Origin of the sequence: Thioclava sp. GXIMD4216, assembly GCF_037949285.1 — a bacterium.
In the GTDB taxonomy this organism is placed as follows: Bacteria; Pseudomonadota; Alphaproteobacteria; order Rhodobacterales; family Rhodobacteraceae; genus Thioclava; species Thioclava litoralis.
This window is the reverse complement of sequence record NZ_CP149926.1, coordinates 1,765,618-1,791,880: the sequence shown is the minus strand read 5'-3', so window position 1 is coordinate 1,791,880 and position 26,263 is coordinate 1,765,618. Positions and strand designations below refer to the sequence as shown.

Annotated in this window: 22 protein-coding genes; 15 read left to right on the top strand and 7 right to left on the bottom strand. The window is 58.3% G+C overall.

All coding sequences use genetic code 11. The features are described 5' to 3' along the window. Positions 1-121: 121 nt before the first annotated feature. On the top strand, positions 122-3,889 hold the full coding sequence (gene metH / locus WDB88_RS08915; RefSeq protein ID WP_339107319.1) for a methionine synthase: 3,768 nt from the start codon (positions 122-124) through the stop codon (positions 3,887-3,889). Next, positions 3,889-4,563 (top strand): DUF1045 domain-containing protein, encoded by a 675-nt coding sequence (locus WDB88_RS08910; protein ID WP_339107318.1) that lies wholly within the window; start codon positions 3,889-3,891, stop codon positions 4,561-4,563. The genes metH and WDB88_RS08910 overlap by 1 nt, the downstream gene beginning before the upstream one ends. A gap of 29 nt (positions 4,564-4,592) precedes the next feature. Here the strand turns inward: WDB88_RS08910 and WDB88_RS08905 are convergent, their stop codons facing one another. Continuing rightward, positions 4,593-5,156, bottom strand: coding sequence for a DUF882 domain-containing protein (locus WDB88_RS08905; protein ID WP_339107317.1), 564 nt, complete (start codon positions 5,154-5,156; stop codon positions 4,593-4,595). A 303-nt stretch (positions 5,157-5,459) separates the two neighbouring features. On the opposite strand from WDB88_RS08905, the gene WDB88_RS08900 reads away from it, so the two are divergent. The 4 genes from WDB88_RS08900 to WDB88_RS08885 are packed head-to-tail and all read left to right on the top strand — an operon-like array spanning position 5,460 to position 9,748. Next, on the top strand, positions 5,460-7,100 hold the full coding sequence (locus WDB88_RS08900) for a L,D-transpeptidase family protein (RefSeq protein ID WP_339107316.1): 1,641 nt from the start codon (positions 5,460-5,462) through the stop codon (positions 7,098-7,100). A 52-nt stretch (positions 7,101-7,152) separates the two neighbouring features. After that, positions 7,153-8,253, top strand: a complete 1,101-nt coding sequence (locus tag WDB88_RS08895) for a UDP-3-O-(3-hydroxymyristoyl)glucosamine N-acyltransferase (protein WP_339107315.1) — start codon at positions 7,153-7,155, stop codon at positions 8,251-8,253. A 7-nt stretch (positions 8,254-8,260) separates the two neighbouring features. After that, positions 8,261-8,539 carry an acyl carrier protein gene (locus tag WDB88_RS08890; protein WP_339107314.1) on the top strand — a complete coding sequence of 93 codons (279 nt, stop codon included), beginning with the start codon at positions 8,261-8,263 and terminating at the stop codon, positions 8,537-8,539. Positions 8,540-8,542: 3 nt separating this feature from the next. Further along, on the top strand, positions 8,543-9,748 hold the full coding sequence (locus WDB88_RS08885) for a beta-ketoacyl-[acyl-carrier-protein] synthase family protein (protein WP_339107313.1): 1,206 nt from the start codon (positions 8,543-8,545) through the stop codon (positions 9,746-9,748). 49 nt (positions 9,749-9,797) lie between these two features. Here the strand turns inward: WDB88_RS08885 and WDB88_RS08880 are convergent, their stop codons facing one another. Further along, positions 9,798-10,475 (bottom strand): invasion associated locus B family protein, encoded by a 678-nt coding sequence (locus WDB88_RS08880; protein ID WP_339107312.1) that lies wholly within the window; start codon positions 10,473-10,475, stop codon positions 9,798-9,800. A 478-nt stretch (positions 10,476-10,953) separates the two neighbouring features. Between WDB88_RS08880 and WDB88_RS08875 the strand changes: the two genes are divergently transcribed. Further along, positions 10,954-12,501 (top strand): helicase HerA-like domain-containing protein, encoded by a 1,548-nt coding sequence (locus WDB88_RS08875; RefSeq protein ID WP_339107311.1) that lies wholly within the window; start codon positions 10,954-10,956, stop codon positions 12,499-12,501. A 54-nt stretch (positions 12,502-12,555) separates the two neighbouring features. Here the strand turns inward: WDB88_RS08875 and WDB88_RS08870 are convergent, their stop codons facing one another. Continuing rightward, positions 12,556-12,852 (bottom strand): DUF6477 family protein, encoded by a 297-nt coding sequence (locus WDB88_RS08870; protein WP_339107310.1) that lies wholly within the window; start codon positions 12,850-12,852, stop codon positions 12,556-12,558. A 209-nt stretch (positions 12,853-13,061) separates the two neighbouring features. On the opposite strand from WDB88_RS08870, the gene WDB88_RS08865 reads away from it, so the two are divergent. Then, entirely contained in the window at positions 13,062-14,084 is a 1,023-nt protein-coding gene (locus WDB88_RS08865; protein WP_339107309.1) for a DUF6456 domain-containing protein, read from the top strand. Between the two features lie 131 nt (positions 14,085-14,215). Here the strand turns inward: WDB88_RS08865 and WDB88_RS08860 are convergent, their stop codons facing one another. Continuing rightward, a complete protein-coding gene (locus WDB88_RS08860; protein ID WP_339107308.1) occupies positions 14,216-15,664 on the bottom strand; it encodes a catalase in 1,449 nt (482 codons plus the stop codon). A 108-nt stretch (positions 15,665-15,772) separates the two neighbouring features. Here WDB88_RS08860 and WDB88_RS08855 point away from each other — a divergent pair, with 108 nt between their 5' ends. The 5 genes from WDB88_RS08855 (at position 15,773) to WDB88_RS08835 (ending at position 22,219) form a co-directional block, all read left to right on the top strand. Next, positions 15,773-16,714: a LysR substrate-binding domain-containing protein gene (locus WDB88_RS08855; RefSeq protein ID WP_339107307.1), complete on the top strand. Its 942-nt coding sequence runs from the start codon at positions 15,773-15,775 to the stop codon at positions 16,712-16,714. A gap of 137 nt (positions 16,715-16,851) precedes the next feature. Further along, entirely contained in the window at positions 16,852-17,802 is a 951-nt protein-coding gene (gene lipA, locus WDB88_RS08850; RefSeq protein WP_339107306.1) for a lipoyl synthase, read from the top strand. A gap of 5 nt (positions 17,803-17,807) precedes the next feature. Next, positions 17,808-18,206, top strand: a complete 399-nt coding sequence (locus WDB88_RS08845) for a DUF4186 domain-containing protein (protein ID WP_339107305.1) — start codon at positions 17,808-17,810, stop codon at positions 18,204-18,206. Positions 18,207-18,295: 89 nt separating this feature from the next. Further along, positions 18,296-21,241: a Hint domain-containing protein gene (locus WDB88_RS08840; RefSeq protein WP_339107304.1), complete on the top strand. Its 2,946-nt coding sequence runs from the start codon at positions 18,296-18,298 to the stop codon at positions 21,239-21,241. A gap of 126 nt (positions 21,242-21,367) precedes the next feature. After that, positions 21,368-22,219, top strand: a complete 852-nt coding sequence (locus WDB88_RS08835) for a bestrophin family protein (RefSeq protein ID WP_339107303.1) — start codon at positions 21,368-21,370, stop codon at positions 22,217-22,219. 214 nt (positions 22,220-22,433) lie between these two features. Here the strand turns inward: WDB88_RS08835 and ssb are convergent, their stop codons facing one another. Beyond that, complete coding sequence (gene ssb, locus WDB88_RS08830) at positions 22,434-22,955, bottom strand: single-stranded DNA-binding protein (RefSeq protein ID WP_339107302.1); 522 nt, start codon at positions 22,953-22,955, stop codon at positions 22,434-22,436. Between the two features lie 227 nt (positions 22,956-23,182). Between ssb and WDB88_RS08825 the strand changes: the two genes are divergently transcribed. Further along, a complete protein-coding gene (locus WDB88_RS08825; RefSeq protein ID WP_339107301.1) occupies positions 23,183-23,797 on the top strand; it encodes a lytic transglycosylase domain-containing protein in 615 nt (204 codons plus the stop codon). A gap of 73 nt (positions 23,798-23,870) precedes the next feature. On the opposite strand, the gene WDB88_RS08820 is transcribed toward WDB88_RS08825, so the two are convergent. Together WDB88_RS08820 and hemB are read right to left on the bottom strand one after the other, a co-directional pair. Beyond that, positions 23,871-24,422, bottom strand: a complete 552-nt coding sequence (locus tag WDB88_RS08820) for a lipid-binding SYLF domain-containing protein (protein WP_339107300.1) — start codon at positions 24,420-24,422, stop codon at positions 23,871-23,873. Between the two features lie 139 nt (positions 24,423-24,561). Next, the gene (gene hemB / locus WDB88_RS08815) at positions 24,562-25,569 is read right to left on the bottom strand and encodes a porphobilinogen synthase (RefSeq protein WP_339107299.1); all 1,008 of its coding nucleotides are present in this window, start codon (positions 25,567-25,569) and stop codon (positions 24,562-24,564) included. A 142-nt stretch (positions 25,570-25,711) separates the two neighbouring features. Between hemB and WDB88_RS08810 the strand changes: the two genes are divergently transcribed. Continuing rightward, positions 25,712-26,242 carry a component of SufBCD complex gene (locus WDB88_RS08810; RefSeq protein WP_339107298.1) on the top strand — a complete coding sequence of 177 codons (531 nt, stop codon included), beginning with the start codon at positions 25,712-25,714 and terminating at the stop codon, positions 26,240-26,242. Positions 26,243-26,263 lie beyond the last annotated feature (21 nt).

The following is a 26,263-nucleotide window of genomic DNA, read 5'->3' as shown; positions in this document are numbered from 1 at the left end:
TCGTCCGTAACTGGACGGGGCCTTGAATTTTGTTCATGTTGTTCATGACCAATATGAGTTGGATTTACTTTTTTCAGCGAGCTATGTAACGCATCTTGAAACCACAGGAGTAAATTCTGCCGTGTCCCGTACGACTTTGACCCGTTCCGCTGTCTTTGATCACATCGCACATGCCGCAAAAGACCGCATCCTGATCCTTGACGGGGCGATGGGCACGCAGATCCAGAAACTGGGACTGGGCGAGGCCGATTTCCAGATCTCCGCAAAAAGCGGCCCCTTCGAGGCGCATCTGAAGGGCAATAGCCACCCCCAGCAGGGGAATAATGACCTGCTGAACCTGACGCTGCCCGAGGCGATCGAGGAGATCCATTATCGCTATGCGATGGCGGGGGCCGATATTGCAGAAACCAACACCTTCTCCTCGACCACCATCGCGCAGGCGGATTATGCGCTGGAAGGCGCGGTCTACGACCTGAACTATCAGGGCGCGCAGCTGGCCCGCCGCGCTATGGATCGTGCCGAAGCCGAGGATGGTCGCAAGCGGTTTGTGGCGGGCGCGCTTGGCCCGACCAACCGGACGGCCTCGATCAGCCCCGATGTGAACAATCCCGGCTACCGCGCTGTTACCTTTGATGATTTGCGCATCGCCTATACCCAGCAGATCAATGCGCTGATTGATGGCGGCGTGGATATCCTGCTGATCGAGACGATCTTCGATACGCTCAATGCCAAGGCCGCGATCTTCGCCTGTCAGGAGGTTTTCGACGCCCGCGGGATCGAGCTGCCGGTGATGATCTCGGGCACCATCACCGACCTGTCGGGCCGCACGCTTTCGGGGCAGACGCCGACCGCCTTCTGGTATTCGGTGCGCCATGCCAGCCCGCTGACCGTTGGCCTGAACTGCGCCCTTGGCGCCGAAGCCATGCGCGCCCATATCTCGGAACTGGCGGGGGTGGCCGACACGCTGATCTGCGCCTATCCCAATGCCGGTCTGCCCAACGAGATGGGCGAATATGACGAGTCGCCCGAACATATGGCCGAGCAGGTGGCGGGTTTTGCGCGCGACGGGCTGGTCAATATCGTCGGCGGCTGCTGTGGCTCGACCTTCGAACATATCCGCGCCATCGCCGAAGCTGTGAAAGACATCGCGCCGCGGGAAATCCCCCAGCCGCCGGTTCTGATGCGCCTGTCGGGGCTGGAGCCCTTTACCCTGACCTCGGACATTCCTTTCGTGAATGTGGGCGAGCGGACCAATGTCACGGGCTCGGCCAAATTCCGGAAATTGATCACCGCAGGCGATTATGCAACCGCTTTGGATGTGGCCCGTCAGCAGGTCGAGAACGGCGCGCAGATCATCGATATCAATATGGACGAGGGTCTGATTGATTCAAAAGCCGCGATGGTCGAGTTCCTGAACCTGATCGCCGCCGAACCCGATATCGCCCGCGTGCCGATCATGATCGACAGCTCTAAATGGGAGGTGATCGAGGCCGGTCTGAAATGCGTGCAAGGCAAAGCGATCGTAAACTCGATCTCGATGAAAGAGGGCGTCGAGGCCTTTGTCCATCACGCGCGCCTGTGCAAGGCCTATGGGGCCGCCGTGGTCGTGATGGCCTTTGACGAGGAAGGTCAGGCCGATACCTGCGCCCGCAAGGTCGAGATCTGCCAGCGCGCCTATAAGATCCTCACCGAGGATGTGGGCTTTGCGCCCGAGGATATCATCTTTGACCCGAACGTCTTTGCCGTGGCGACCGGCATCGAAGAGCATGACAATTACGGGGTGGACTTCATCCAGGCGACGAAGATCATCACCGAAACCTGCCCGCATGTGCATATCTCGGGCGGTGTGTCGAACCTGTCTTTCTCGTTCCGCGGCAACGAGCCCGTGCGCGAGGCGATGCATGCCGTCTTCCTGTATCATGCCATCCAAAACGGGATGGATATGGGGATCGTCAATGCGGGCCAGCTTGCGGTCTATGACCAGATCGATGCCGACCTGCGCGAGGCCTGCGAAGATGTTGTTTTGAACCGTTCTCCGAAGAACGGCGGCGTAGCCACTGAAAACATGCTGGAAATTGCCGAGAAATATCGCGGGCAGGGCGGTGCGAAAGGCCGCGAGAAGGATATGACATGGCGCACATGGGGCGTCGAGAAGCGCCTCGAACATGCGCTGGTCAATGGCATCACGGAATTCATCGAGGATGACACCGAAGAGGCCCGTCAGGCGGCCGAGCGCCCGTTGCATGTGATCGAAGGCCCGCTGATGGCGGGGATGAATGTGGTGGGCGATCTCTTTGGCGCGGGCAAGATGTTCCTGCCGCAGGTGGTGAAATCCGCCCGCGTGATGAAACAGGCGGTGGCCGTGCTGCTGCCTTATATGGAAGAAGAGAAGCGCCAGAACGGCACCGCTGAAAGTGAAGCGGCCGGTAAGATCCTGATGGCGACCGTGAAGGGCGATGTGCATGATATCGGTAAGAATATCGTGGGCGTCGTGCTGGCGTGCAACAACTACGAGATCATCGACCTTGGCGTGATGGTGCCCGCCGAGAAGATCCTTGAAACCGCCAAACGCGAGAAGGTAGATGTGATTGGCCTGTCGGGTTTGATCACGCCCTCGCTGGACGAGATGGTGCATGTGGCCTCGGAGATGGAGCGTCTGGGGATGGATCTGCCGCTGCTGATTGGCGGGGCGACGACCTCCAAGGTGCATACGGCGGTGAAGATCAACCCGCGCTATAACAAGGGGCAGGCGATCTATGTGACCGATGCCTCGCGTGCGGTGGGGGTTGTGTCGCAGCTGCTATCGAAGACGCAGAAACCCGGCTATGTGGCTGAAATTCAGGCCGATTATACCGAAACGGCGGAGAAGCACGCCCGCGCGGAACTGGCGAAAAAGCGTCTGCCCCTAGAAGACGCGCGCGCCAATGCCTATAGGGCCGATTTTACGAACTATACGCCGAAAACGCCCAGCTTCCTTGGTACCAAGACCTTTGACACTTGGGATCTGGCCGAGCTTGCGCGCTATATCGACTGGACGCCGTTCTTCCAGACATGGGAGCTGAAAGGCGTTTATCCGAAGATCCTCGAGGATGAAAAGCAGGGCGAGGCGGCGCGTGCGCTTTTTGCCGATGCGCAGGCGATGCTGGCCAAGATCATTGACGAGAAATGGTTTACGCCCAAGGCGGTTGTCGGCTTCTGGCCGGCGAATGCGGTGGGCGATGACATCCGGCTTTATACCGCCGAAGATCGCAGCACCGAGCTGGCGACGATGCATACGCTGCGCCAGCAAGTGACCAAACGCGAGGGGCGTCCGAATGTGGCGCTGTCCGACTTCATCGCGCCCGAGGGCGGCAAGGCGGATTATCTGGGCGGCTTTGTGGTGACCGCTGGCCCCGAGGAACAGGCCATTGCCGAGAAGTTCGAAGCCGCGCATGACGATTACAACTCGATCCTTGTGAAGGCCTTGGCGGACCGGTTTGCCGAAGCCTTTGCCGAGCGACTGCATGAATATGTCCGTAAAGAGCTTTGGGGATATGCGCCCGACGAGGCCTGCAACAACGAGGATCTGATTGCCGACAGATATGACGGTATTCGTCCGGCCCCCGGTTATCCGGCACAACCTGATCACACCGAAAAAGACACATTGTTCAAACTGTTGGATGCTACTTCTCAGACAGGGGTCGAGCTGACGGAAAGCTATGCGATGTGGCCGGGATCATCGGTCTCGGGGCTGTATCTTGGTCATCCCGAAGCCTATTACTTCGGTGTGGCGCGGGTCGAGAAGGATCAGGTTGAAGATTATGCCGCGCGTAAGGAGATGCCGCTTCGCGAGGCGGAGCGTTGGCTGGCACCAATTCTTAACTACACGCCCAAAGCCGCTGAAGCCTAATGGAATTTTCCCGCTATGCCATCTATGCTGTGCCCGAGGGCGAACTTTTTGCCCGTGGCACGGCATGGCTGGGCTGGGATCTTTCACGCGGAGCAGCGGCTGTGCAGCCTGCATTGGGATTTGACTGGGCATCCGTCACAGAAAAACCTGCGCGTTACGGGCTTCACGCCACACTCCGCGCGCCTTTCGCATTGAATGCCAATGCTTTGCCAACCGATCTTGAAAACCTATGCGAAGAGCTATCCCTGACTCTGCGCCCATTACCCTTAGGGGAGCTACGACTGGCGCGCTTGGGGCGTTTTCTTGCGCTTATCCCAGAACATAACACGCAGATCGAAGATTTCGCTTCCTATATTGTCAGGCAGAGCAATCCGCTGCGTCGCCCCTTGAGCGATGACGAAATCACAAAACGCCTGCCCAGAGCCTTTCCGGATGAAGGACGACAAAACCTGGTGGACTGGGGCTATCCGCATGTGATGCAGCGGTTCCGCTTTCATATAACACTGACGGACACACTTTCGAAAGCTCAGATGCCGATAGTAGAGCAGGCGGCAACCCATTGGTTTTCAAGCGTCTTGCACGATCCTGTCACCCTGAGGTCGCTTTGCCTTGTCGGGGAAAACGCCACGTCCAAGCGCTTTCATCTTCTGCAGCGTTTCCCGATCCGCCAATAAAAATGGTGCCCGTAGGCGCCTTTTTCAGCTTAGGCACCCCAAGTGCGCACCGGACCACAATCCATATGGACAAAGTTGGAATTGCTATACTTTCCAACGCCCCCTGCATGGCAAGCCATTGCCGCCTTATACATCTGGTTGACAGAGCGGGATTTCAGGCGAAGGTCGGCGGCTTGACCGCGCATATGCAGCGAATTCTTGGCAACACCGCCCGAGCGGGAACGCAACATCGCATTGGTTTTGGGCGAACGGTATCCGGAGAGCATGATATAGGGTTCGTTAATGCCCATCAGGTTATGGGAGGCCGCTGCAATATCGATCGTGCGGCGGTCAATCGTCTTTTTCGTGCCGGTGCGCCAGTCGCGCATGAAATGGGTAATCTCGTTCAACGCTTCGTCGATATATTCGCCATCGATCCAATAGACCGTGTCGATGCTTTCGCCGGTTCGCCCCGAATACATGCGGATCCGACGGACATCGCCTGCACCGCGCAGGAACCCGAACGCATTGGACATGGTCGGTGCAGCGACGACTGCCGTGGCTGCAAAAGCCCCAAGGAGCCCGCGACGCGTGAACAACTGATTGCTTGCCATTTCTTTGCCTGCCTAAGTTAATTGCGCGCCGCTTATCTGCGGCTTGGCGCATGCCTCTCGTCAGATCGCGATCACGTTAGGTCGCCCACGGCATCGCGATCAACTGTGAATTTTCTGGTTAACCGAACGTTAACTGAAATTTGGGCGAAATCCCGCCAATTCAAGGGTCATGAAGGGGCGTTTGTTGATGTTATGCGACATAGTTGCCAATAAAATGGTTAACAAATGCTTGATACTGGACATTTAGCCGCTGTCGCGCAATCCCTATTTCAGAGTTTTTATTAAGTTCCGACAGGCTGGCCGATGATCGATTCTCTCAAATATGCAGGCATGGCGGGTTTGGTCGCGACCATTCTGGGGTCCGCCGCGTTTGCCCAAAGCGATGTGTCGCAGGCAGCGGTCGGGGCGATACAGATGCCCGCTCTGGCGATGTCGGGTTTCATGCAGGCGATTTCGGAAGAGACGGCGGACCATCCCGCTTTGTCGCAGTTCTATGCGGCCCGTGACTATCGTCCGCTCTGGACCAGTGGAGAAGATGCCCCCCGCAGGGCTGCGTTTTTCCGCGCCCTCGGGCAGGCACAGGCGCAAGGCCTACCGGCAGAAAGCTACCACGCCCGCGCATTGCAACAGGCGTTTTTCGATCTGAAATCCGAGCGGCAACGCGGCCAGCTTGAAGTGAGAATGTCCGAAGCTTTTCTGCGCTATGCACAGGATGCGTCACGCGGCGTGCTGACACCGTCAAAGGTCGACCCGACGATCGTCCGTGTGGTGGAACGACCCGATAACCTGACCCTGCTGCGTGAGTTCTCGCAAAGCGACAGCCCGCTTGCATGGCTGCACAGCCTCGCACCGCAAGATCCGGCCTATGCCAAACTGTTAAAAGCCAAACTTGATCTGGAACATGAGATTGAAACGGGCGGCTGGGGGCCGCAGGTTCCATCCAGCGTGCTCCGCCCCGGAGATACAGGCCATGCGGTTCTGGCTCTACGGGACCGCTTGCAGCGCATGGGCTATCTCTCGCGCACGGCGACGGCCCGCTATGATGCGCAGATCCAGAAAGCGGTGCAGCAATATCAGGCGGATCAGGGGCTGAGCGCGGATGGTATCGCCGGTGCATCAACCCTTGAAGCACTGAATGTCGCGCCGGAAGAGCGGCTGAAGTCACTTCTTGTCGCCTTGGAACGGCTGCGCTGGATGAATGGCATGGATCTTGGCAAGCGTCGGATCTGGGTCAATATCGCAGACTTCTCCGTTAAGGTGATAGATGATGATAAGGTCACCTTCCAATCTGTTACAGTTGTTGGACAAAACCGCCCCGATAGGCAGACACCGGAATTTTCAGACAGCATGGATCGGATGGTGATCAATCCGGCATGGCATGTGCCGCGGTCGATCGTGACCAAGGAATATCTGCCGATGATGCAGCGTAACCCCAATGCGGCGGCGCAGATTCAGGTGGTCGATTCCCGCGGTCAGGTCATTCCACGCAACGCGATCAATTTTGCGCAATACACCACAAAAACCTTCCCATTCGCCATGCGGCAAGCCCCATCGCGGTCAAATGCACTCGGGCTGGTAAAGTTCTTGTTCCCGAACAAGTATAACATCTATCTCCATGATACGCCGTCCAAATCTCTGTTCTCGAAGGAGCAGCGTGCTTTCAGTCATGGCTGCGTGCGGGTGGGCCAGCCTTTCGAACTGGCCTATACTTTGCTTGCGCCGCAGGTGACCGATCCCAAGTCCTATTTCCAACGTATCCTCGACAGCGGTCAGGAGACAACGGTCAAGATTACGCCGCCGGTGCCGGTCCATCTGGTCTATTTTACCGCATGGCCCAATGCGAAGGGCGGGATCGAATATCGCAAGGATGTGTATGGTCGCGATGCGCGTCTTTACGCAGCGCTGCATAAGGCTGGGGTGGAATCTGCAGCCCTGACGAATTAAGTCATTTGGAAAGGGCCCGATCTACGGACCCATCCGAAAGAAAGGCAGTTCGATGGCACATCGCATTGATACGATTGCAAAGGCTCTTGGCGCTCGGTTCGAGGGGGATGGCGCGATCTGCGTTACCGGCGCCTCCGAGCCCGCGACTGCCAGCGCCAATCAGATCGCCTTGGCAATGGACCCGAAATATGCCGCCGGTCTGCAAGAGGGTCAGGCACGTGCTGCGATGTTGTGGGAAGGCGCATCGCTTGCAGATTTCCCGCTTGAGGCGGCCATTTTCGTGCCCCGTCCGCGTCTGGCGATGGCCGGCCTGTCGCGCGTCTTCGATCCGGGTCCGGAAATTGCCCCTGGCATCCATCCTTCTGCCGTGATCGATCCGAGCGCCGAAATCGGCGAGGGCGCGGCGATCGGGCCGTTCACCTATATCGGACGCGGTGTGAAGATCGGGCCGCAAGCCCGTATCGCTGCACAGGTTTATATCGCAGAGGGTGCGCAGATCGGTGCGCAGGCGCTAATCCATTCTGGCGTCCGGATCATGGCCTATGTGAAGATCGGCGACCGTTTCATCTGCAACCCCAATGCCGTGCTGGGCGGAGACGGATTTTCTTTCGTGACGCCCGAAAAGTCCGGTGTGGAAGAGATCCGCGATACCGTTGGCAAGCGGGCGGAAATCCGCGAGCAGCATTGGACGCGCATCCATTCTCTGGGCACGGTCGAAATTGGACATGATGTGGAGATCGGTGCCAATAGCACGGTGGATCGGGGCACTATCCGTGCGACGAAAATCGGGAATGGCACGAAGCTCGATAATCTTGTCTGTGTCGGTCATAATGTCCAGATCGGCGAGGACTGCATGCTCTGTGGTCAGGTCGGGATTGCCGGTTCCACCAAGATCGGCAACCGTGTCGTGCTAGGCGGCCAGACCGGCGTTTCGGATAATATCTTTATTGGTGATGACGTTATCGCCGGTGGTTCAACCAAAATCTTCACAAATGCACCGGCCGGACGGGTGCTTCTTGGCTCGCCTGCCGTGAAGATGGAAACACAGGTTGAAATCCAGAAATCCCTGCGCCGCTTGCCGAGATTGTTTGCACAATTCGCAGATCTTCGTAAAACTGTTGCAGATCTGAGAGAAAACAAGGGCACCGAGTAATCACCTCATGAGGTCTGACGTGCAAGAGCAAATCATCTCCATCATTGCGCGGGAAGCTGTTATGGCGCCCGCAGATGTGCAACCGGATATGACGCTTGAGGATCTGGGGCTGGACAGCCTTGGTCTGGTTGAAATGATTTTTGCCATCGAGGAAGCGTTCGATATCTCCGTGCCGTTCAACGCAAACGAGCCGAGCCAGTCGGATTTCGACATCTCTTCGGTCGGTGCGATTGTCGGCGCGGTCGAGCGAATGATTTGCGGTCAAAAAGGCGGGGCGCTCGCCTGAGCCATGCAGCGCGTCGTTATCACCGGAGCCGGAACCGTTAATGCGCTCGCGCAGGATGTGCGCGGCACGTTCGAAGCCATGCGTGAAGGCCGTTGCGGGATCGGCACATTGGATATCCCCGATCTTGAGCGGTTACAGATCCGGATCGGGGGGCAGGTAAGAGGCTGGCAGCCCGAGGCGCGCTTCACCCGTACAGAACTAGGCCTTTACGACCGCTTTACGCAATTTGCGCTTGTGGCCGGGGCCGAGGCGATGGCACAGGCCGGATTAGAAACGCCTGATAACCCATTGAGATGGGGATGTATCATGGGAACGGCAGGTGGCGGGAACGGCACTGTCAATGACGCGTTTCATACCGTTTATGCAGAAGCCAAATCCCGCGTTCATCCGTTTACCGTACCGCGGTTGATGAACAATGCCGCCGCCTCCCATCTTTCTATGCGATGGCAGCTTCAGGGACCAAGCTTTTCGGTCGCGACAGCCTGCGCCAGTTCGAACCATGCAATCGGTCTGGCCTATCAAATGATCCGCGCGGGTCTTGCCGATGGTATGCTGGCGGGCGGTTCGGAAGCGATGCTGAATTTTGGCGGGCTCAAGGCATGGGAAGGCTTGCGGGTAATGTCAAAGACCGGATGTCGTCCTTTTGCCAAAAGCCGTGACGGGATGGTGCAGGGCGAGGGTGCCGGTGTTTTCGTTCTGGAAAGTCTTGCGCATGCGCGGGCGCGAGGCGCGCAAATTCTTGCCGAAATCTGTGGTTTTGCAATGTGTTCGGATGCGAGTGATATTGTGATGCCGTCACAGGACGGGGCTGCCCGTGCGATCCGTGGCGCTTTGGAGGATGGCCGGATCGAGGCTGGTCGGGTGGGCTATATCAACGCCCACGGGACCGGCACAACAGCCAATGACAAAACCGAATGCGCCGCGATCCAAAGCGCTTTGGGACCGCATGCATCCCGTGTTCCGATCAGTTCGACGAAGGCTATGCATGGTCATTGCATCGGCGGCACAGGGGCCGTGGAGCTTTTGGCCTGCCTTCTGGCACTGAACGAGGATACGCTTGCCCCGACGATCAATTATGACGAAGCCGATCCTGAATGCGCCCTTGATATCGTGGTGAATACCGCGCGGCAAAGCAGGGTGGATATCGCCTTATCCAATGCCTTCGCCTTTGGTGGCATGAATGCCGTGCTGGCATTGAAGCGGGCCTAAACATAAAAAGCCGCCCCAAAAGGCGGCTTTTTCGTTCTGTATCAACGGATTACTTGTTGTCTGCCGGTTTTTTCTCGGCTTGGATTTTTGCGTTGGACGCTTTGACTTCGTCAAAGGCAGCCGTAAAGCCAGACAGCGAGATCGTCACATTAACCTTCTGGGTCGGTGCGGCCACCGGAACAATGGTCATCTCAACCTTGTTGCCTTTTTTATACTGGTTCAGCTCTTCGGGGGTCAGACCGATGCGCGCAAAACAGCCCGCCTGAGCACAGAAGGTAAAGGGATAGACCTTCGGCTCGTTCCCATCGAGCTTCATGACCACATTCTGGGTCAGCAGCGTTTCCAGCGGTACCATGATGGTGGCACCAACAGCTGCGCGCGAATTATCGGGCAGCGGGAACATCGAGATATCGGCAACGTTATTGCCGGTCTGATCTTTCAGCAGCTGATAAAGCTGGCAGGGATCCGAACCGTCTTCGGTATGCACGCATTGCACTTTCCAATCGCCATGAGTCGAAGCGATATAGGTCGTGCCGGGGCCGTCTTTAGCAGGCTCTTTAGCGTCTGCAGCAGCGTCACCGGAAGCTGCGGGCGCCTCTGCCGCCGGTGCGGCTTGCGCGGGTGCGGCGGGGGTGTCGGTTGCCGGCGCAGCATCTTGCGCCATTGCGAACGAGGCGGACATGCTCAGCGCGCAGGCGAGCATCAATGTCTTATTCAGATTGGTCATAATGCCTTTCAATCCTTCATTCGGGCCAATCATGGCCGTCGCGGTCAGGCATAGCACGGAGATAAGAGAGTGTCAGGGCAAAATCCTTGTGATCAAAACCAAGCGAGGCAGGTCGTGAAAACGGAACAGGATGGTCTGAAGTAAGAAAAGGGCCCGATTTTTCGGTGCCCTTTTCAAGAGGTTCCCCCTGTCGGACTTGGCCGACGTCGTCATTTAAGGCGACGCTAGAAGCCTCTTGGAAACTCGTCAACAGGCTTTGCGCATGAAACCTGTGTGACACAGTGAATTTTCAAGCGATTGCACAAAAAAAAGCCGCACCTAGATGCGGCCAGTCTGACAGGGAGGAAAAATCAGAAAAAGCGATGCTCAATTCGCCGTCCTGATATCTAGGAGACTAGGGGAAGATACTTAATTTTTCGTTGCCGTCATTGAACGTAGATTTTACCCTCACTCAACTGCCAGAGTTCGAGAGTCCAGCATGAGTGATCTTTCCCGCCCGACACGGCCCAATACGCTGACAGAAACAGGGATTTTCGTCGGCGGTGGCGGTATCGATTATCAAGACGTCCAGTCCCTGCGCCTTGACCACGGCAACCGCCACGGCCTGATCGCAGGTGCGACAGGAACAGGAAAAACCGTTACCTTACAGGTTCTTGCAGAGGGTTTCAGCGACGCTGGCGTGCCGGTTTTCATGGCGGATGTCAAAGGCGATCTCTCCGGATTGGCCCAGGCCGGCAGTGAGACAGCCAAGCTTCACAAGGCTTTTCAAACGCGCGCCGAAACCATTGGGTTTGACATCCGGTATCGCGCCTATCCAACTGTTTTCTGGGATGTTTTCGGCCAGCAGGGCATTCCGGTACGCACGACGATCTCGGAAATGGGGCCGGTTCTTCTGACACAGCTTCTTGGATTGTCGCCGGCGCAAGAAGGCGTATTGCATATTGCCTTCCATCTGGCGGACCAAGAAGGCCTGGCCCTTCTCGACCTTGATGACCTGCGGGCGCTGCTTCTGTACGTATCTGAAAAAGCGGATGAAATTCAGGCACGCTATGGCAATGTCGATGCCCGTTCCATCGGCGCGATCCAACGCCAGTTGCTTATTCTCGAAACGGAGGGGGCCGGAGTTTTTTTTGGCGAACCCGCGCTATCGCTTCCCGACATGCTGCGGAGCGCACCTGACGGGCGCGGCCAGATCAACATTCTGACTGCAGATAAACTTATAAATTCGCCAAAGGTTTACGCGACATTCTTACTATGGATTCTCTCCGAGCTATTTGAAACGCTTCCAGAGGTTGGCAACCCCGAGAAACCTGTTTGCGCCTTTTTCTTTGACGAGGCCCATCTGCTTTTTGACGACGCCCCCAAACCCTTGCTGGAGAAAATCGAACAGGTCGCGCGTCTGATCCGCTCCAAAGGGGTAGGCATCTATTTTGTGACGCAAAATCCGACGGATATTCCGGATGATGTTCTCTCGCAGCTTGGGAATCGGGTGCAACATGCGCTGCGCGCGTTCACCGCAAAAGACCAGAAAAATCTGGAACGCGCCGCCGAGACATATCGCGACAATCCACGCTTTTCGATCCTCGATACACTTCGGGATGTCGGGACAGGCGAGGCTTTGACCTCGTTTCTGGATCGGAAGGGCATTCCGGGCATCGCCGAACGCACATTGATCCGCCCGCCCATGTCAAAGCTTGGGCCGATAACGGATGTCGATCGGCAGGCGCTCATCCGGTCCTGCGATCTTTTTGAAAAATACCGGCAACCGGTCAACCCCGACTCTGCCTACGAGATTTTGCAACACCGCGCGGGCCAGAGTCAGGAAAGCGCCCAACCCGGTGAGGAAAAAGCGCATAGCCATGCCCGCCGCTATAGCGGAACCCATTCCAAATCCAGCTCGGGCAGCGCAAGAAAAAGCTCTGATACAATTCTGGAAACATTTGGAAAAAGTTTTGCGCGCCAATTAGGAAGCCGTAGCGGTCAGGCATTGGTGCGGGGCCTATTGGGATCTCTTTTCCGCAAATAGCAAAGCCGCCCATCCCAGGGATAGGCGGCCCGAATGTCATCATGCGGCGTGCCGCTATACCGCTAGCGGCCCGCAGCGCGGCAATTCACACAGAATGGCGGCCAGCAGATCGATATGCCGCGCGATGCTGTACCGGCCTGCCTGCAACGGCGAGACCCGCCTGAGCGCGTCCAGTTCGGCCTCCTGCGCCAGCAGGGTTTTCAAAACATCCCCTGAGCTCCCGAGAGGCGTGATCCCCGAAATACGCCGCAGATCGCGGTCGCGACGATAGTGTTTTGCGCTGTAACGTGCCGCCTGAAGAAGCAGGCGGGGACGGCGGATATCGATTGCGAGAGAGTCCGATACTGTCACTTTTGCCTCCATTTTTCCCGAAGACAAATGCTAATCAACCTCTGGGTGTGTTGCGTGTTTTTGCAAAGGACCGTGCGCAGGTATTGGTAATCTTTATCAGATTCCGCCCGAACATTCCCTTCCAAACATGGTTAACAAATAGACGGCACAATTCTGTGAATGACACTTATTCAACCTTTGCGTGCCGCCACCTTTTTGGGAGAACCGAAATGCATTCTGACTTGCGTCATGGCTCCGTTCCTAATTGGTTAACAAGCTACGCGAAACTGTATCTCAACCATGTCGAAGACGGGATCTCGATTCGGCAACTGGCCCGCCAAGAGGGCTGTCACGCCTCGACTATTCTGCGGCGTATCCGTCGCATCGAAGAACGTCGCGAAGATCCTCTGGTGGATGCGGCTCTGGAACATCTGCGCGATGGCGGTGCGTGCCTTGCGCTCCAAGATGACACGCCTCCGAAGAAAGACGATATTGTCGATTTCTCCTATGAGTCCCGTCGCGTTTTGCAACGTCTGACCGAATTTGGCGCCTTGCTTGTGATGGCCTCCAATATGGACAAGGCTGTTGTGCTGCGCGGCACCGTGCGGTTGATGGTGGTCGAGGTCGGGCTTGCGGAATCCCTTGCGCTGCGCAACTGGATTGCCGTCAAGCATCAGGGCCGTGTGACCAGTTACGAGATCACGCGGGGTGGTCGCGATGCCTTACGGTTGGCGGCGGCGTCCAAGCAGGGCAGCAAGCCGGGCACACATCCTGAAGATCCGGAATGCGAGACAACCGCACGTCGCCCCAGCATCAACACTTCCGAAAGCCCGTTGGGCATTCTTGCGCGGCGGCGTGACAGGGATGGCAAGCCGTTTCTGGGGGCCGAGCTTGTTGCCGCGGGCGAGCGGCTGCGCGAGGATTTCGAACTGGCGCAAATGGGGCCGCGCGTGACGCAGAACTGGGACCGCTTCCTGACGGCGGGCATTTCGGGGGGGCTTTCGGTGCAGGGCAATCTCGAATCCGGATCCGAGGCAGCCAAACTGCGGGTCGGCGCGGCCCTGCAGGATCTGGGGCCCGGACTGGGCGATATCGTGCTTCGTTGCTGCTGTTTTCTGGAAGGGCTGGAGACGACCGAGCGGGATATGGGCTGGTCGGCGCGCTCTGGCAAAATCGTTTTACGCATCGCTCTGATCCGGCTGCACCGCCATTACGAGGAACGCTATGGCGGCAAAAGCCCGTTGATCGGTTGACCCGGCGCCCGAACCTTGGGGCGCGCGCCATGTTGAAGGCCCGAGAGATCTCCATCTCCCGGGCCTTTTTCAGGTCTTACACACTCCGCTACGCGCCAAGGGAAAAAGGCCCGAAAGGCTCTTGCGGCATCTTATCCCTGAAGCGCCTTGCGCACACCCGCCGCATAATCCGGATGCACACGGTTCAGCACGGACAGCCAGCGTTCCGTGACCGGCGTGGAACAGGACGCCATCGCTTCGGCCATATTGTGATGCAGGCGGTCGCGTTCGGCATCATTCATGACCTCCAGATAAAGCGCGCGCGGCTGGATATAATCGGCATCCGCATCTTCTTGCACATAGCGATCGGCATTGCCGTCAATCCGCAGCGGCGGTTCCTGAGCCGCAGGGTCCGCAACGGCCGCTTCCTCATACTGGTTGGGCGAATAATAGGCGTCCGGATGACCGGTCTGCTGCGGGAAAAACCGCATCGCACCGTCTTTGTGATAGTGATGCACCGGACATTTCGGCGCATTCGCGGGCAGGGCCTCGTAATGCGTGCCAAGGCGGTAGCGATGGGCGTCGGCATAGGAAAATACGCGCGCCTGCAGCATCTTATCAGGGCTATAGCCAATGCCCGGCACCTTGTTCGAGGGCGAATAGGCCGCATTTTCCACCATCTGGAAGTAGTTATCCGGATTGCGGTTCATTTCCAGAATACCCACGTCGATCAACGGATATTCCTTATGTGACCAGACCTTGGTCAGATCGAACGGATTGAACGCCAGCGTTTCGGCCTCTTTCTCGGGCATCACCTGGATCATGAAACGCCATTTGGGGTAATTGCCCGCCTCGATCATCCCGAAGAGATCTTCCTGATAACTCTCGCGGGTTTTGCCGATCAACGCTCCGGCTTCGGCATTGGTGTAATGGGCATGTCCCTGCATGGTGCGGAAGTGGAACTTGACCCAGAACCGCTCGCCCGCCGCATTCCACATGGAGTAGGTATGCGACCCATAGCCATTCATATGGGCGGGGTTTTTCGGAATGCCGCGATCGGACATCAGGATCGTTACCTGATGCACACATTCGGGGCTTCGTCCCCAGAAATCGAACATTGCTTCCGGAGAACGCATATTGGTGCGGGGATGGCGCTTCTGGGTGTGGATGAAGTCGGGAAACTTATAGGCATCGCGCACGAAGAAGACGGGCGTATTGTTGCCCACCATGTCCCAATTTCCGTCCTCTGTGTAGAATTTCAACGAGAATCCACGCACATCGCGCTCTGCATCGGCGGCTCCGGCCTCTCCGGCGACGGTAGACCAACGCGACAGGACTTCGGTCTGTTTGCCGATCTCCGAGAAGAGCTTGGCACAACTATATCGTGTAATGTCATGTGTGACAGTAAATGTGCCTTGCGCGCCCCAACCCTTGGCATGGACGGTACGTTCCGGGATGCGCTCGCGATTTTGATGTGCAAGTTTTTCAATCAATTGATAGTCTTGCATCAAAACCGGCCCGCGCGCACCTGCGGTTTCGGAGGTTTCGTTCGACACCCAAGGGGCACCCGCACTCGTTGTTAATTTGCACTTATCGGTCATTTGTTCCTCCGCTTTGCAAATTTAGCCTTATTCCTTACGACGGAACTATCCGGCAGATACGTGATAAAGGGAAATCGGTAATACTTAGATTAGCAATAAGGTAGTCTTATGAATATCACCCTGCGCCAGTTGCAATACATGCTAGCTCTTGAAAAATTTAGGAATTTTTCCAGGGCAGCGGAGTCAGTCCATGTCACCCAGCCGGCGTTGTCGATGCAGGTCCGCGAGCTGGAACAATCACTCGGGCTTACATTGGTGGAACGCCGTCCGCGCGATATCCGACTGACGCGGGCAGGGCGCATGGTGATTGATCACGCACTCCGGATCGATGCCGAGCTGAAATCGCTCGAGGCCGATCTGCGGCGCGGGCAGGGGCAGGTGAACCTTGGTGTCATTCCGACGGTTGCGCCGTATCTGATGCCCTCGGCGCTGCCCAGACTGCAATCTGTCCAATCGGGGTTCAGACTGCGCGAGGCCCAGACGGCAGAGCTTCTGGAAGATCTGCGCAAGGGGCGTCTGGATGCCGCCGTAATTGCCACGCCCGCTCCCGAGACCGAAGAGATCGAGCTGTTCGAGGATCATTTCCTGCTGGCAGGTCTGCCCGAAGCACTGGAGCGCATGGCCGGTCTGGCTCCGGATGCGCTGGATCCGGGCGAGCTTTTGCTGCTGGAAGAGGGGCATTGCCTGGCCGATCAGGCGCTCAAGGTCTGCAATGTGAACCGCGAGGCGCAATCGGTCGATCTGGGGGCTTCGTCGCTCTCGACGCTCTGCGCCTTGGCGGCCAGCGGCATGGGCGTGACCCTGATCCCCGAGATCGCGGCGATGGCCGAAAAGAACTCAAGCCCCGATCTGGCGCTCTCGCGCTTTGGCGAGCAACCCGGTCGGGTCTTGCGCCTTGTGCGTCGTGCCGATGCAGTTGATGATGGCGAATGGTTCGAAAACGTGGCCAATATCCTGCGCGAGGCGGGGCAGTCCGTGATCGACAAGGCGCGCAGCGAATTCCCCGTCGCCGGAAGTTACCGTCGTCCGCGCCTGCAAGCGGCGCAATAAGAACGGGTGCAGGGTGTGCGCAGACCGAAAGGCTGATATGCGCAAGCTGTCAGGCGGGACGATCTGTCGCACTCTCCGTTGCATTCGTCGGAATTTGGGCCTATGTGCTGGTTCAAAGCCGAAAGGATACCCATCCCATGCGCGATCTCAAAATCCCCGACCAGCGCCACCCGGAAAAGGCACACCGCCCCGATAATGCCCAGCCAAAGAAGCCGGACTGGATCAGGGTCAAGGCGCCCACCTCGGCAGGCTACAAGCAGACGCGCGATCTGATGCGCGAGAACAAGCTTGTGACCGTGTGCGAAGAGGCCGGTTGCCCCAATGTGGGCGAATGCTGGTCGCAGGGGCACGCCACCATGATGATCATGGGCGAGATCTGCACGCGCGGCTGTTCTTTCTGCAATGTGGCCACCGGCAAGCCCGACGCGCTGGATGTGTTCGAGCCGGGTCGTGTGGCCCATGCCGTTGAAAAGCTCGGCCTGAAGCATGTGGTGATCACCTCGGTGGACCGTGACGATCTGGAAGATGGCGGGGCAGAGCATTTCGCCCAGACCATCCGCGCGATCCGCCATCGCAGCCCGTCAACCACGATCGAGATCCTGACGCCGGACTTCCTGAAATGCGGGCCGGAAGTGCTCGAGAAGGTCGTCGAGGCGCGTCCCGATGTATTCAACCACAACCTCGAAACCGTGCCGTCGCTTTACCCGACAGTGCGTCCCGGTGCGCGCTATTTCCACTCGCTGCGTCTGTTGCAACGCGTGAAAGAGCTGGATCCGGCCATGTTTACCAAATCGGGGATCATGGTCGGCCTTGGCGAAGAGGCCCATGAGGTCCGTCAGGTCATGGACGACATGCGCTCTGCCGATATCGATTTCCTGACGATCGGTCAGTATCTGCAGCCGACGCCCAAACACCATGCCGTGGCAAAATTCGTGACGCCGGAAGAATTCAAAGCCTACGAAAAGGCGGCCTATTCCAAGAGCTTCCTGATGGTTTCGGCAACGCCGCTGACCCGTTCGAGCTACCATGCGGGCGATGATTTCGCCCAGCTGCGTTCGGCCCGTCTGGCGAAACTCGGTCGCGCCTGAGCGCGATGGCACAGGCAGAGCTTTTCGCGCGCCTGTCCCGATCCAGATTCAGATCCCGCTTTCATCTGGGCCCGCGCGAGCGGGCCTATTGCGATGCAAAGGGCCGGTCGGTGATTATGCGCCATGCGCAGGATTTCATCGCTATGCGGCTGGCCCCTGCATACCCGCATAAGGACGGCAAACAGACCCCGATGCGGGGCCATCCGGTGTTTATTGCACAACATGCCACCGCCTGTTGTTGCCGTAGCTGTCTGGAAACGTGGCACCATATCCCGCAGGGACAGGCGCTAACGCCTGCGGTGCAGCAACGTCTTGTCGCCATAGTGATCGCATGGGTGGATCGCGAGATGGGCTTTGCCCCCGGCTCTGCGGACGCAAAGCGACAAAATCCTGATTCTATTTAAAAAACCATATATGGCATTAACCAGACATTCGAACATTTGAGACAGGATGGCCTCATCTCTCTGGCCACGTGTTTCATCTGTGAGTTTGTATGTCGACCACCTATACCTTTGTTGGTTACAGCACCAGCGACTTCCAGCTTGTCAGCGGGGGGTACCGGCTCCGGCCGGACTGGGAGGCGTCAACCAACGGGCTGACCTATACCTTCACTGATGATGACAGCCAGCTATCGGGCGATACGGCCACCGATAACGTCAGCAATGACAACTTCCAGCATCTGGAGATCCGCGATTCCAGCGGCACGTTGATCACCTCGGGCACCGCCTATATCGAGGATGCGTTCAACTATACCGATCCTAGCGGCAATCCGCAGGTCTTCTATACCGTCAAGATCGGCAACACGATCGTCGGCTATCTCGCCAGTTCCGAGATCCAGCCGGGCGTCGTTATGTCGCCCTCGTCAACCACCAACACCTCGGGCGTCAACTATTCGGCGATCCATTCGGCAAGCTACAGCTCTACCGGCAATAACACGATCATCGGCGCGTCCAATGGCGACTCGCTCGCGGGTGGCACCGGAGATGATTCCATCACCTCCAATGCTGGTGCCGATACTATTGACGGCGGCGCGGGCAATGACACCATCTATTACGGCCAAGGCGGGGCCAGCTCGCTTGATGGCGACAGTGTCAGAGGCGGCGATGGCGACGATATCATCGACGACATCAGCGGAACCAATAACTGGGCCTATAACGATACGATCGATGGCGGTGCGGGCAACGACACCATCTGGGCCAATGCCGGTGCGGATTCGGTCCTCGGGGGGACCGGCAATGATGTGATCTACGGCGAAGGAGACAATGACACCCTCTACGGCGGCGATGGCAATGACTTCATCAGCGGCGGAACGGGCAATGATCTGCTTTATGGCGATGCGGGCAATGATACGCTGCACGGGGATGAAGGCAACGACACCATCCACGGCGGCGACGGCGCGGATGCGATCACGGGCGGCAGCGGCAATGATTCCCTTGATGGCGGGGCCGATGCCGATGTCTTCTTCTTCAGCGATGGCTGGGGCATCGACACGGTGCTGGGCGGCGGCACGACCACCACCGGTTCGGATAACGACATCCTCAATTTCTACAGTCTGGGGCATGGGGTCACCATCACCTCCAGCGATTTCGAGGATGGCTCCGCCACCGATGGCACCAGCAGCCTGACCTATGACAATATCGAAGGCTATGTCGGCTCGAATTATGCGGATTCGCTGGACGGCACCCTCGATGGGTCGGGCTTTTACGCCAATATGGAGGCGGGGGACGATACCGTTCAGGCGGGTGCGGGGGACGACACGCTCTTTGGTGGCGATGGCAATGACAGCATCGATGCCGGTGCGGGCAATGACTATGTGGATGGCGGGGCCGGAAATGACACCCTGCGCGGCGGCGCGGGCAATGACACGCTTTGGGGCGGCACCGGCCAGAACCAGCTTTATGGCGATGCCGGAGACGACCTGTTCGATCTGCGCGCAACCGACGGGGCGAGCAGCATCTATGGCGGGGCGGATTTCGATACGGTCTCGCTCTCGGGCGGGGCCGCAGAGGTCAGCTGGACCTCCGACCCCAATGGTGTCGGCACCATCAGCTATGATGGCGGCAGCACTCTGACCTATTTCTGGGATGTCGAGAAAATCGACGGTACCAGCTATGATGACCAGTTCGATGCCGGTCTGGCCGGCAGTGGCGTCAATATCGATGCGGGCGCAGGGGCCGACAAGATCGATGGCAGCGCCTATGCGGACACAATCAATACAGGCACGGGGGATGATACCGTCTATGCCGGTGCTGGCGATGACATCGTCTATACCGATCACGGCAATGATGTCGTTTATGGCGAGGCGGGCGATGATTACCTTCATGGCGGTGCCGGCAATACGACGCTTGACGGGGGCGATGGCAACGACACGCTGATCGCCGGAACCGGTGCCAATTCCCTGTCAGGCGGCGCGGGCAACGATTCCCTCGTCGGCTCGACCACCACCGGACAGGACACGCTGGATGGCGGTGAGGGCAATGACACGATCCTTGCCGGTCAGGGGGCCAATCTTATTTATGGTGGCACCGGCGACGACCTGATCACGACAGGCGACGGTGCGGATACGCTGGGTCTGGCCGATGATTTCGGCTCTGACATCGTCACCGATTTCGACATGACCGATAGCGGCGACGGGCATACGGTCGACCAGCTCGACGTGTCCGCACTCACCGATACCAATGGCGATCCGGTGAATGCATGGGATGTGGTGATCAGCTCGGACGGGGCAGGCGGCTCGGTTCTGTCCTTCCCAAATGGCGAGACGCTCACATTGCAGAATGTGGACCCGAGCCTGCTATCCACCGCGCCGCAGCTCTATTCCATCGGCATTCCCTGTATCGCGGCGGGGATGCAGATTGCCACCCCCGAAGGGCCGCGTGCCATCGAGACCCTGCGCGCGGGCGATTTCGTGCAGACGCAGGACAAAGCCGCGCGCGTGCTCTGGGTCGGGCGTCGCGATCTCGGGGAGCAAGACCTGAAGACCCCCCGTCTGCTGCCGATAGAGATTCGGGCCGGATCACTGGGGGCGCATGAAAGGATCGTGCTGTCGGGCCAGCATTGCGTCTGGCTCAGGACCGAGACCGGTCCGCGTCTTATCCGTGCCAGACATCTGGCCGATTGCGGCTGGCAGGGGGCAAGGACCATGCGCGGCAAACGCCAGATCAGCTATATCCACCTGCTGCTCGAAACGCATTCCGCCGTTCGGATCAACGGTCTCTGGGTCGAAAGCTTCTGGCCCGGCCCTGTGGGGTTTCAGGCGCTGTCGCGGCAGGACCAGATCTCGTTGCTGCGCACCTGTCCGCAGCTTGCGCCCGCGCTACTGGGCAACTGGCCCGTGCAAAGCCTCTACGGGCCGCAGATCGCCCCTGTGCTCGCACGCAAAATGGTGACCCCCGAACATCTCCGGCGCTGGCGGGCGATGGCCCAGCCTGTCACCTGAGACAATTTGCCCTTACGTTGCCTGCATCATGGCGCTTGTGGGGAGATCTTCATCTGCGTAGGCGAAGCATGCTAGCGTTCATCGCCAGCGGTGAGAGTCGCTTTCTTCAGCCAAAAGGGGATCATCGTGATCATCCGCAAACGCCCCACAATTCTGGGGCTGTTCTTTATCCTGCAAGGCTCGGTCGTCCAGATCATCTGGCCCCAGATTCTGGTGGTATTCGGCATCGGGATTGCCGTCGTTCTGGGGCATGATCATTTCCCCGATTATATCAAGGGCCTTGATCCCTCGCCCTTCGCACTGATCGGGATTGCGCTGTCGATCTTTCTCAGCTTCCGTAACGGCGCCTGTTATGATCGCTGGTGGGAGGCGCGCAAACATTGGGGCGTGCTGATCCAGTCCTCACGCGATGTGATCCGCCAGACCACCATGCTGGAAGACCTGCCCGAACGGAGCGCTCTTCTTCACAGCCTGATCCGCTTTGCGCATCTGGTAGAGACGCAGTTGCGCGGACGCAGCCAGAACTGGCAGAGCGACGAGGCTCTGGCGCAGGCCGCGCGGATCGTGGGGCAGGCCGAACGCAAGGGCAAGCTGACCCATGTCGAGGCGCTTGTACTGCATGAAAGCCTGACCCGCCTGTCGCAGTCGCTTCTTGCCTGCGAACGGCTGGCCAATACGCCGGTGCCCTTTGCCTATTCGCTTTTGCTCCACCGCACCGCCTATATCTATTGTGTCATCCTGCCTTTCGGCTTTGTCGACACGCTCGGGGCGGTGGCCCCCTTGGTGGCGGGGCTTGTGGCCTATGCGTTCTTCGGACTTGATGCGCTGGCCGAAGAGCTGGAACAGCCTTTCTCGGACCGCGTCAACGCATTGCCGCTGACAGCTTTTGCGACCGCCATCGAAATCTCGCTGAAACGCGCCTTGGGCGAGACGGATCTGCCGCAGATGCCCGAAGCCGTCGATTTCATCCTGCGCTGACACTCCTTGCAAGACAACGGGCAACCGCATGGTCCATCCGGTTGCCCCCGGCACAAGCCCGAGCCGCAATTAGGTCTCCGCGGTCATAAGACGGCTGCGCCATCCGGACAGCCATCGCCACTGTCGCATCCCGCACCCGTTCCAAAAACATCCCTTACCACTTAGATGGTAAGGGATGTTTCATCTCAAAACGTGCGATATGGAGGTATGACCGTCAGAACGGGATCTCGTCGTCGAAATCGGGACGGCTGCTGCCGCCACCGCTTTGCGACGGGCCGCCATAGCCGCCCGAGGACGGGCCGTCATCATAGCCGCCTGAAGAGGGGCCGCCATAGCCGCCGCCCTGACCTCCACCGTAACCGCCGCCACCTTGGCCGCCGTCATTGCGCCCGTCCAGCAAAGTCAGTTCGCCGCGATAGGGGCGCAGCACGACTTCGGTCGTGTAACGGTCCTGACCGGATTGATCCTGCCATTTACGGGTTTCAAGCTGGCCTTCGATATAAACCTTCGACCCTTTACGCAGATATTGTTCCGCGATTTTCGCAAGAGGCTCGCTGAAAATCGCGACCGAATGCCACTCGGTGCGTTCCTTGCGCTCGCCACTATTACGGTCACGCCAGTTTTCCGAGGTCGCGATCCGCAGGTTGCAGACCTTGCCACCATTCGAAAAACTGCGAACTTCCGGATCACGGCCGAGGTTACCCACGATAATGACCTTATTGACCGATCCTGCCATCAAAAAACCTCCGCTGGCTGGCTGACATGCGACGCATGCCGCGATTCAAGTGATTGCGCCGGGTATACCAGACCGGCACGGCATGCAAAGCACGAATGCGCCTGCATGGCGGGTCACCCCGCCAAATCCGCGCACCCATACGCTTGCCCCGACGGCAGATTCAAAGGGTTTTCAACACGACGTTTTTGGGTATATTCAGCCGCAACCAAAAAAGCTGGGGACAGAGGATGATGCGGATAAAGGCTGCGGGGACGCTCCTTGCTTTGATCACTTGTGCCATCTCGGTGGCCAGCAGCCCTGCGATTGCAGAAGGTCTGCGCCTTTCAGGCGCCTCCAGCTCGAACCGTACCCAGCTTTTCCGCAACCAGACCCAGCTTCTGGATTCCCGTGCTGCCGGACAATATGAACACAGCTCGCGCCTGCGGCCCGATGGCAAGACCATCACGGCGGCGGTCATTCCCAGCTATACCGGAAAATATCGCGGGAAATACATGCCCATTGCGCGTGCTGCGGCCCAGAAACACGGCGTTCCGCCCGATCTGTTCCTGCGTCTGATCCAGCAGGAAAGCGGTTGGAATCCGCAGGCGGTCTCGCATGCAGGCGCGCGCGGGCTGGCCCAGTTGATGCCCGCCACGGCGGCCAAACTGAATGTCGATATTTCCAATCCGGAAGAGAATCTTGATGGCGGGGCGCGATATCTGCGCATGATGTATGACCGCTTCGGGAATTGGCGCCATGCGCTTGCCGCCTATAACGCGGGTCCGGAAGCTGTTGCCAAATATAACGGTATTCCGCCGTATCAGGAAACGATGAATTATGTGAAGGTCATTCTGGGCAGCTGAGGCACAGGCCAAAGACCAGACATAAGAAAGCACGCGAAGTTCGCGTGCTTTGTCTTTGTTATGCCGGTATTTATTACGGAATAATGCGGGTGTATTTGCTGCCCGCAAGCGACGCCCCCGCAATCAGACCGGCCTGACCGAAGACCAGCGCAATGACCGGCGCGCGCGAGGTGGTGGTGTCGGTGCCAAGCGAGCCGCCCCGATCGGGCAGCGCATACTTGGCATCCGCGCCAATCTGCCAGCCATCCGCACGGCGGAACCCCGACAAGGCTTCGGGGGTCATGAAGAACAGCGCATGCGCATATTGCTGCGCCCCGATCTGGAACCCGAAAGACGCCGAGGTCACGGCGTAATAATCAACCGTGGCGCCATTGATCCGCAGCGCACCGCGCCCGTAAGAGCCGCCAATACCGAAGCCCGCCTCGGTCACCAGCGGCATGTAGAGAACACCGACCGCTTTGCCCATCAGCTCCTGCGTCCCCGGATAGCGGTTCAGCAAATAATCACGCGTCGCGTCGACCCGCGCATCGATCTGCGGCCCGCCATTGGACCCGATCCCGTTGCCACAGGCTGCAAGACCGCATGCGGCGCCGCCCATAGCCAGAAGGTTACGTCTGGAAATCATCTCACTGCCTCTCGCTCGATTTCACATCGGGCTTGACCGCCCGCCTAGGTGGGGCGCACCCCTTTGTTTGAAAGACTAGCCCGAAAAATCGGGCCTGTCACTTCCTGTAAGGGGCTGTCGGCCTCGGGCCAAGCCTTGATCAGGCCCCGTTGGCCAAAGCCCGCGCGGCGGCGGGGGCGAAATAGGTCAGCACCCCGTCACAACCGGCCCGTTTGAACCCCAGAAGGCTTTCCAGCATCACCTTGTCATGATCCAGCCAGCCATTGCGGATCGCGGCCATCGCCATCGCATATTCCCCCGAGACCTGATAGGCGAAGGTCGGCACGCCAAACTCGTCTTTCACGCGGCGGCAGACATCCAGATAGGGCTGGCCCGGTTTGACCATCACCATATCCGCCCCCTCCGCCAGATCGCGCGCCACCAGACGCAGCGCCTCGTCGGAATTGCCCGGATTCATCTGATAGGTCTTCTTGTCGCCCTTCAGGGCGCCCGACGCACCGACCGCATCGCGGAAAGGACTGTAATAGACACTGGCGAATTTGGCCGAGTAGCTCAAAATCGAGACATCGCGCCCGTAGCCCGCATCCTCGATCGCCTTGCGCATTGCCGCGATGCGCCCATCCATCATATCGGAAGGCCCCAGAATATCGGCACCGGCCTCGGCCTGAGCCAAAGCCATTTTCACAAGCGCCTCAACCGTTTCGTCATTCAGGATCACGCCATCCTTCACCAGACCGTCATGGCCGAGCGAATTATAGGGATCCAGCGCGATATCGGTCATAATCGCGATTTCCGGCACATGTTTCTTGATTTCGCGGATCACCCGATTGGTAATGTTTTCGGGGTTCCACGCCTCTTCGCACAGCTCCGTCTTGACCGCCGGATCGGTATAAGGGAACAGACATAGCGCCGGAATGCCAAGCTCTGCCGCTTCTTCCGCCGCACGCACCGCGCCCTCGATCGTCTTGCGGAACACACCGGGCATCGAAGGCACCTCGACATCGGCCCCCGCGACATCGGTGATGAAAATCGGCCAGATGAGGTCTTTCACGCTCAGACGGTTTTCTTGCACCAGATCGCGCAAAGCCGCCGTCCGGCGCAAACGCCGCATACGGTTATGAGGAAAAGCAGGAAAAAGCGGTGTCATTCTATGTCTCCGTTATTACAAACGGGGTGCCACGCAGCGGCCAGAAACTCAAGCCTTTTGACCGCGGGGATGCTTCCCTCTAGCCTTTGAATCGGCTAGAAAAAGAACACATCCACGCGATCAAGCCAAAAGAAGATAAAGAGTGGACTTCACCAACACCATATTCGCCCTGATCGACATGCACTCCTTTTCCAGCCTCTGGTACTGGATCATGCTGGCGGTCTGCTGGTCTTTTGCCGCCCATTTCGCGATGGGCATCCCCTATGATCTGGTCACCCAGTACCGGCGCAATGCCGAGACGGCGGACGATCTGGTTCTGGCCGCAGGGCTGAGCGCGCGCCGCCTGATCCGTTTCAGTCAGGCCAAGGCGGCGCTGACGGGGGGGTGGTTTTTCCTGACAAGCTTCCTTCTGATCACCGGGTTTGGCTATGGCGCCGAACTGGCACAGGCCGCCTTTCTTTTGGGCGTGCCTCTCAGTTTTGTAACAATCATGACCCTTTACAACGCAAAGCTCTTGTTGAGCCTGAGCGAGAACGGGCAGGCCGAGGCGATTGCCAACTTTGTACATGGTGCGAGATTTCGGGTGCAACTTCTTGGAATGTCCGTGATCTTTGTCACTGCACTCTGGGGGATGCTGAGCAATCTGCTGTCACAGACCATTCGACTTTGGTAGGCGCGGCACCTATCTAACCCT

Coding starts and splice junctions, on each gene's coding strand:
- WDB88_RS08865 (WP_339107309.1), top strand. CDS start 13,062: ATGCATTCTGACTTGCGTCATGGCTCCGTTCCTAATTGGTTAACAAGC.
- WDB88_RS08845 (WP_339107305.1), top strand. CDS start 17,808: ATGGCACAGGCAGAGCTTTTCGCGCGCCTGTCCCGATCCAGATTCAGA.
- hemB (WP_339107299.1), bottom strand. CDS start 25,569: ATGACACCGCTTTTTCCTGCTTTTCCTCATAACCGTATGCGGCGTTTG.
- WDB88_RS08885 (WP_339107313.1), top strand. CDS start 8,543: ATGCAGCGCGTCGTTATCACCGGAGCCGGAACCGTTAATGCGCTCGCG.
- WDB88_RS08910 (WP_339107318.1), top strand. CDS start 3,889: ATGGAATTTTCCCGCTATGCCATCTATGCTGTGCCCGAGGGCGAACTT.
- lipA (WP_339107306.1), top strand. CDS start 16,852: ATGCGCGATCTCAAAATCCCCGACCAGCGCCACCCGGAAAAGGCACAC.
- WDB88_RS08825 (WP_339107301.1), top strand. CDS start 23,183: ATGATGCGGATAAAGGCTGCGGGGACGCTCCTTGCTTTGATCACTTGT.
- WDB88_RS08840 (WP_339107304.1), top strand. CDS start 18,296: ATGTCGACCACCTATACCTTTGTTGGTTACAGCACCAGCGACTTCCAG.
- WDB88_RS08890 (WP_339107314.1), top strand. CDS start 8,261: ATGAGGTCTGACGTGCAAGAGCAAATCATCTCCATCATTGCGCGGGAA.
- WDB88_RS08905 (WP_339107317.1), bottom strand. CDS start 5,156: ATGGCAAGCAATCAGTTGTTCACGCGTCGCGGGCTCCTTGGGGCTTTT.
- WDB88_RS08855 (WP_339107307.1), top strand. CDS start 15,773: ATGAATATCACCCTGCGCCAGTTGCAATACATGCTAGCTCTTGAAAAA.
- WDB88_RS08880 (WP_339107312.1), bottom strand. CDS start 10,475: ATGACCAATCTGAATAAGACATTGATGCTCGCCTGCGCGCTGAGCATG.
- WDB88_RS08900 (WP_339107316.1), top strand. CDS start 5,460: ATGATCGATTCTCTCAAATATGCAGGCATGGCGGGTTTGGTCGCGACC.
- ssb (WP_339107302.1), bottom strand. CDS start 22,955: ATGGCAGGATCGGTCAATAAGGTCATTATCGTGGGTAACCTCGGCCGT.
- WDB88_RS08875 (WP_339107311.1), top strand. CDS start 10,954: ATGAGTGATCTTTCCCGCCCGACACGGCCCAATACGCTGACAGAAACA.
- WDB88_RS08895 (WP_339107315.1), top strand. CDS start 7,153: ATGGCACATCGCATTGATACGATTGCAAAGGCTCTTGGCGCTCGGTTC.
- WDB88_RS08860 (WP_339107308.1), bottom strand. CDS start 15,664: ATGACCGATAAGTGCAAATTAACAACGAGTGCGGGTGCCCCTTGGGTG.
- WDB88_RS08820 (WP_339107300.1), bottom strand. CDS start 24,422: ATGATTTCCAGACGTAACCTTCTGGCTATGGGCGGCGCCGCATGCGGT.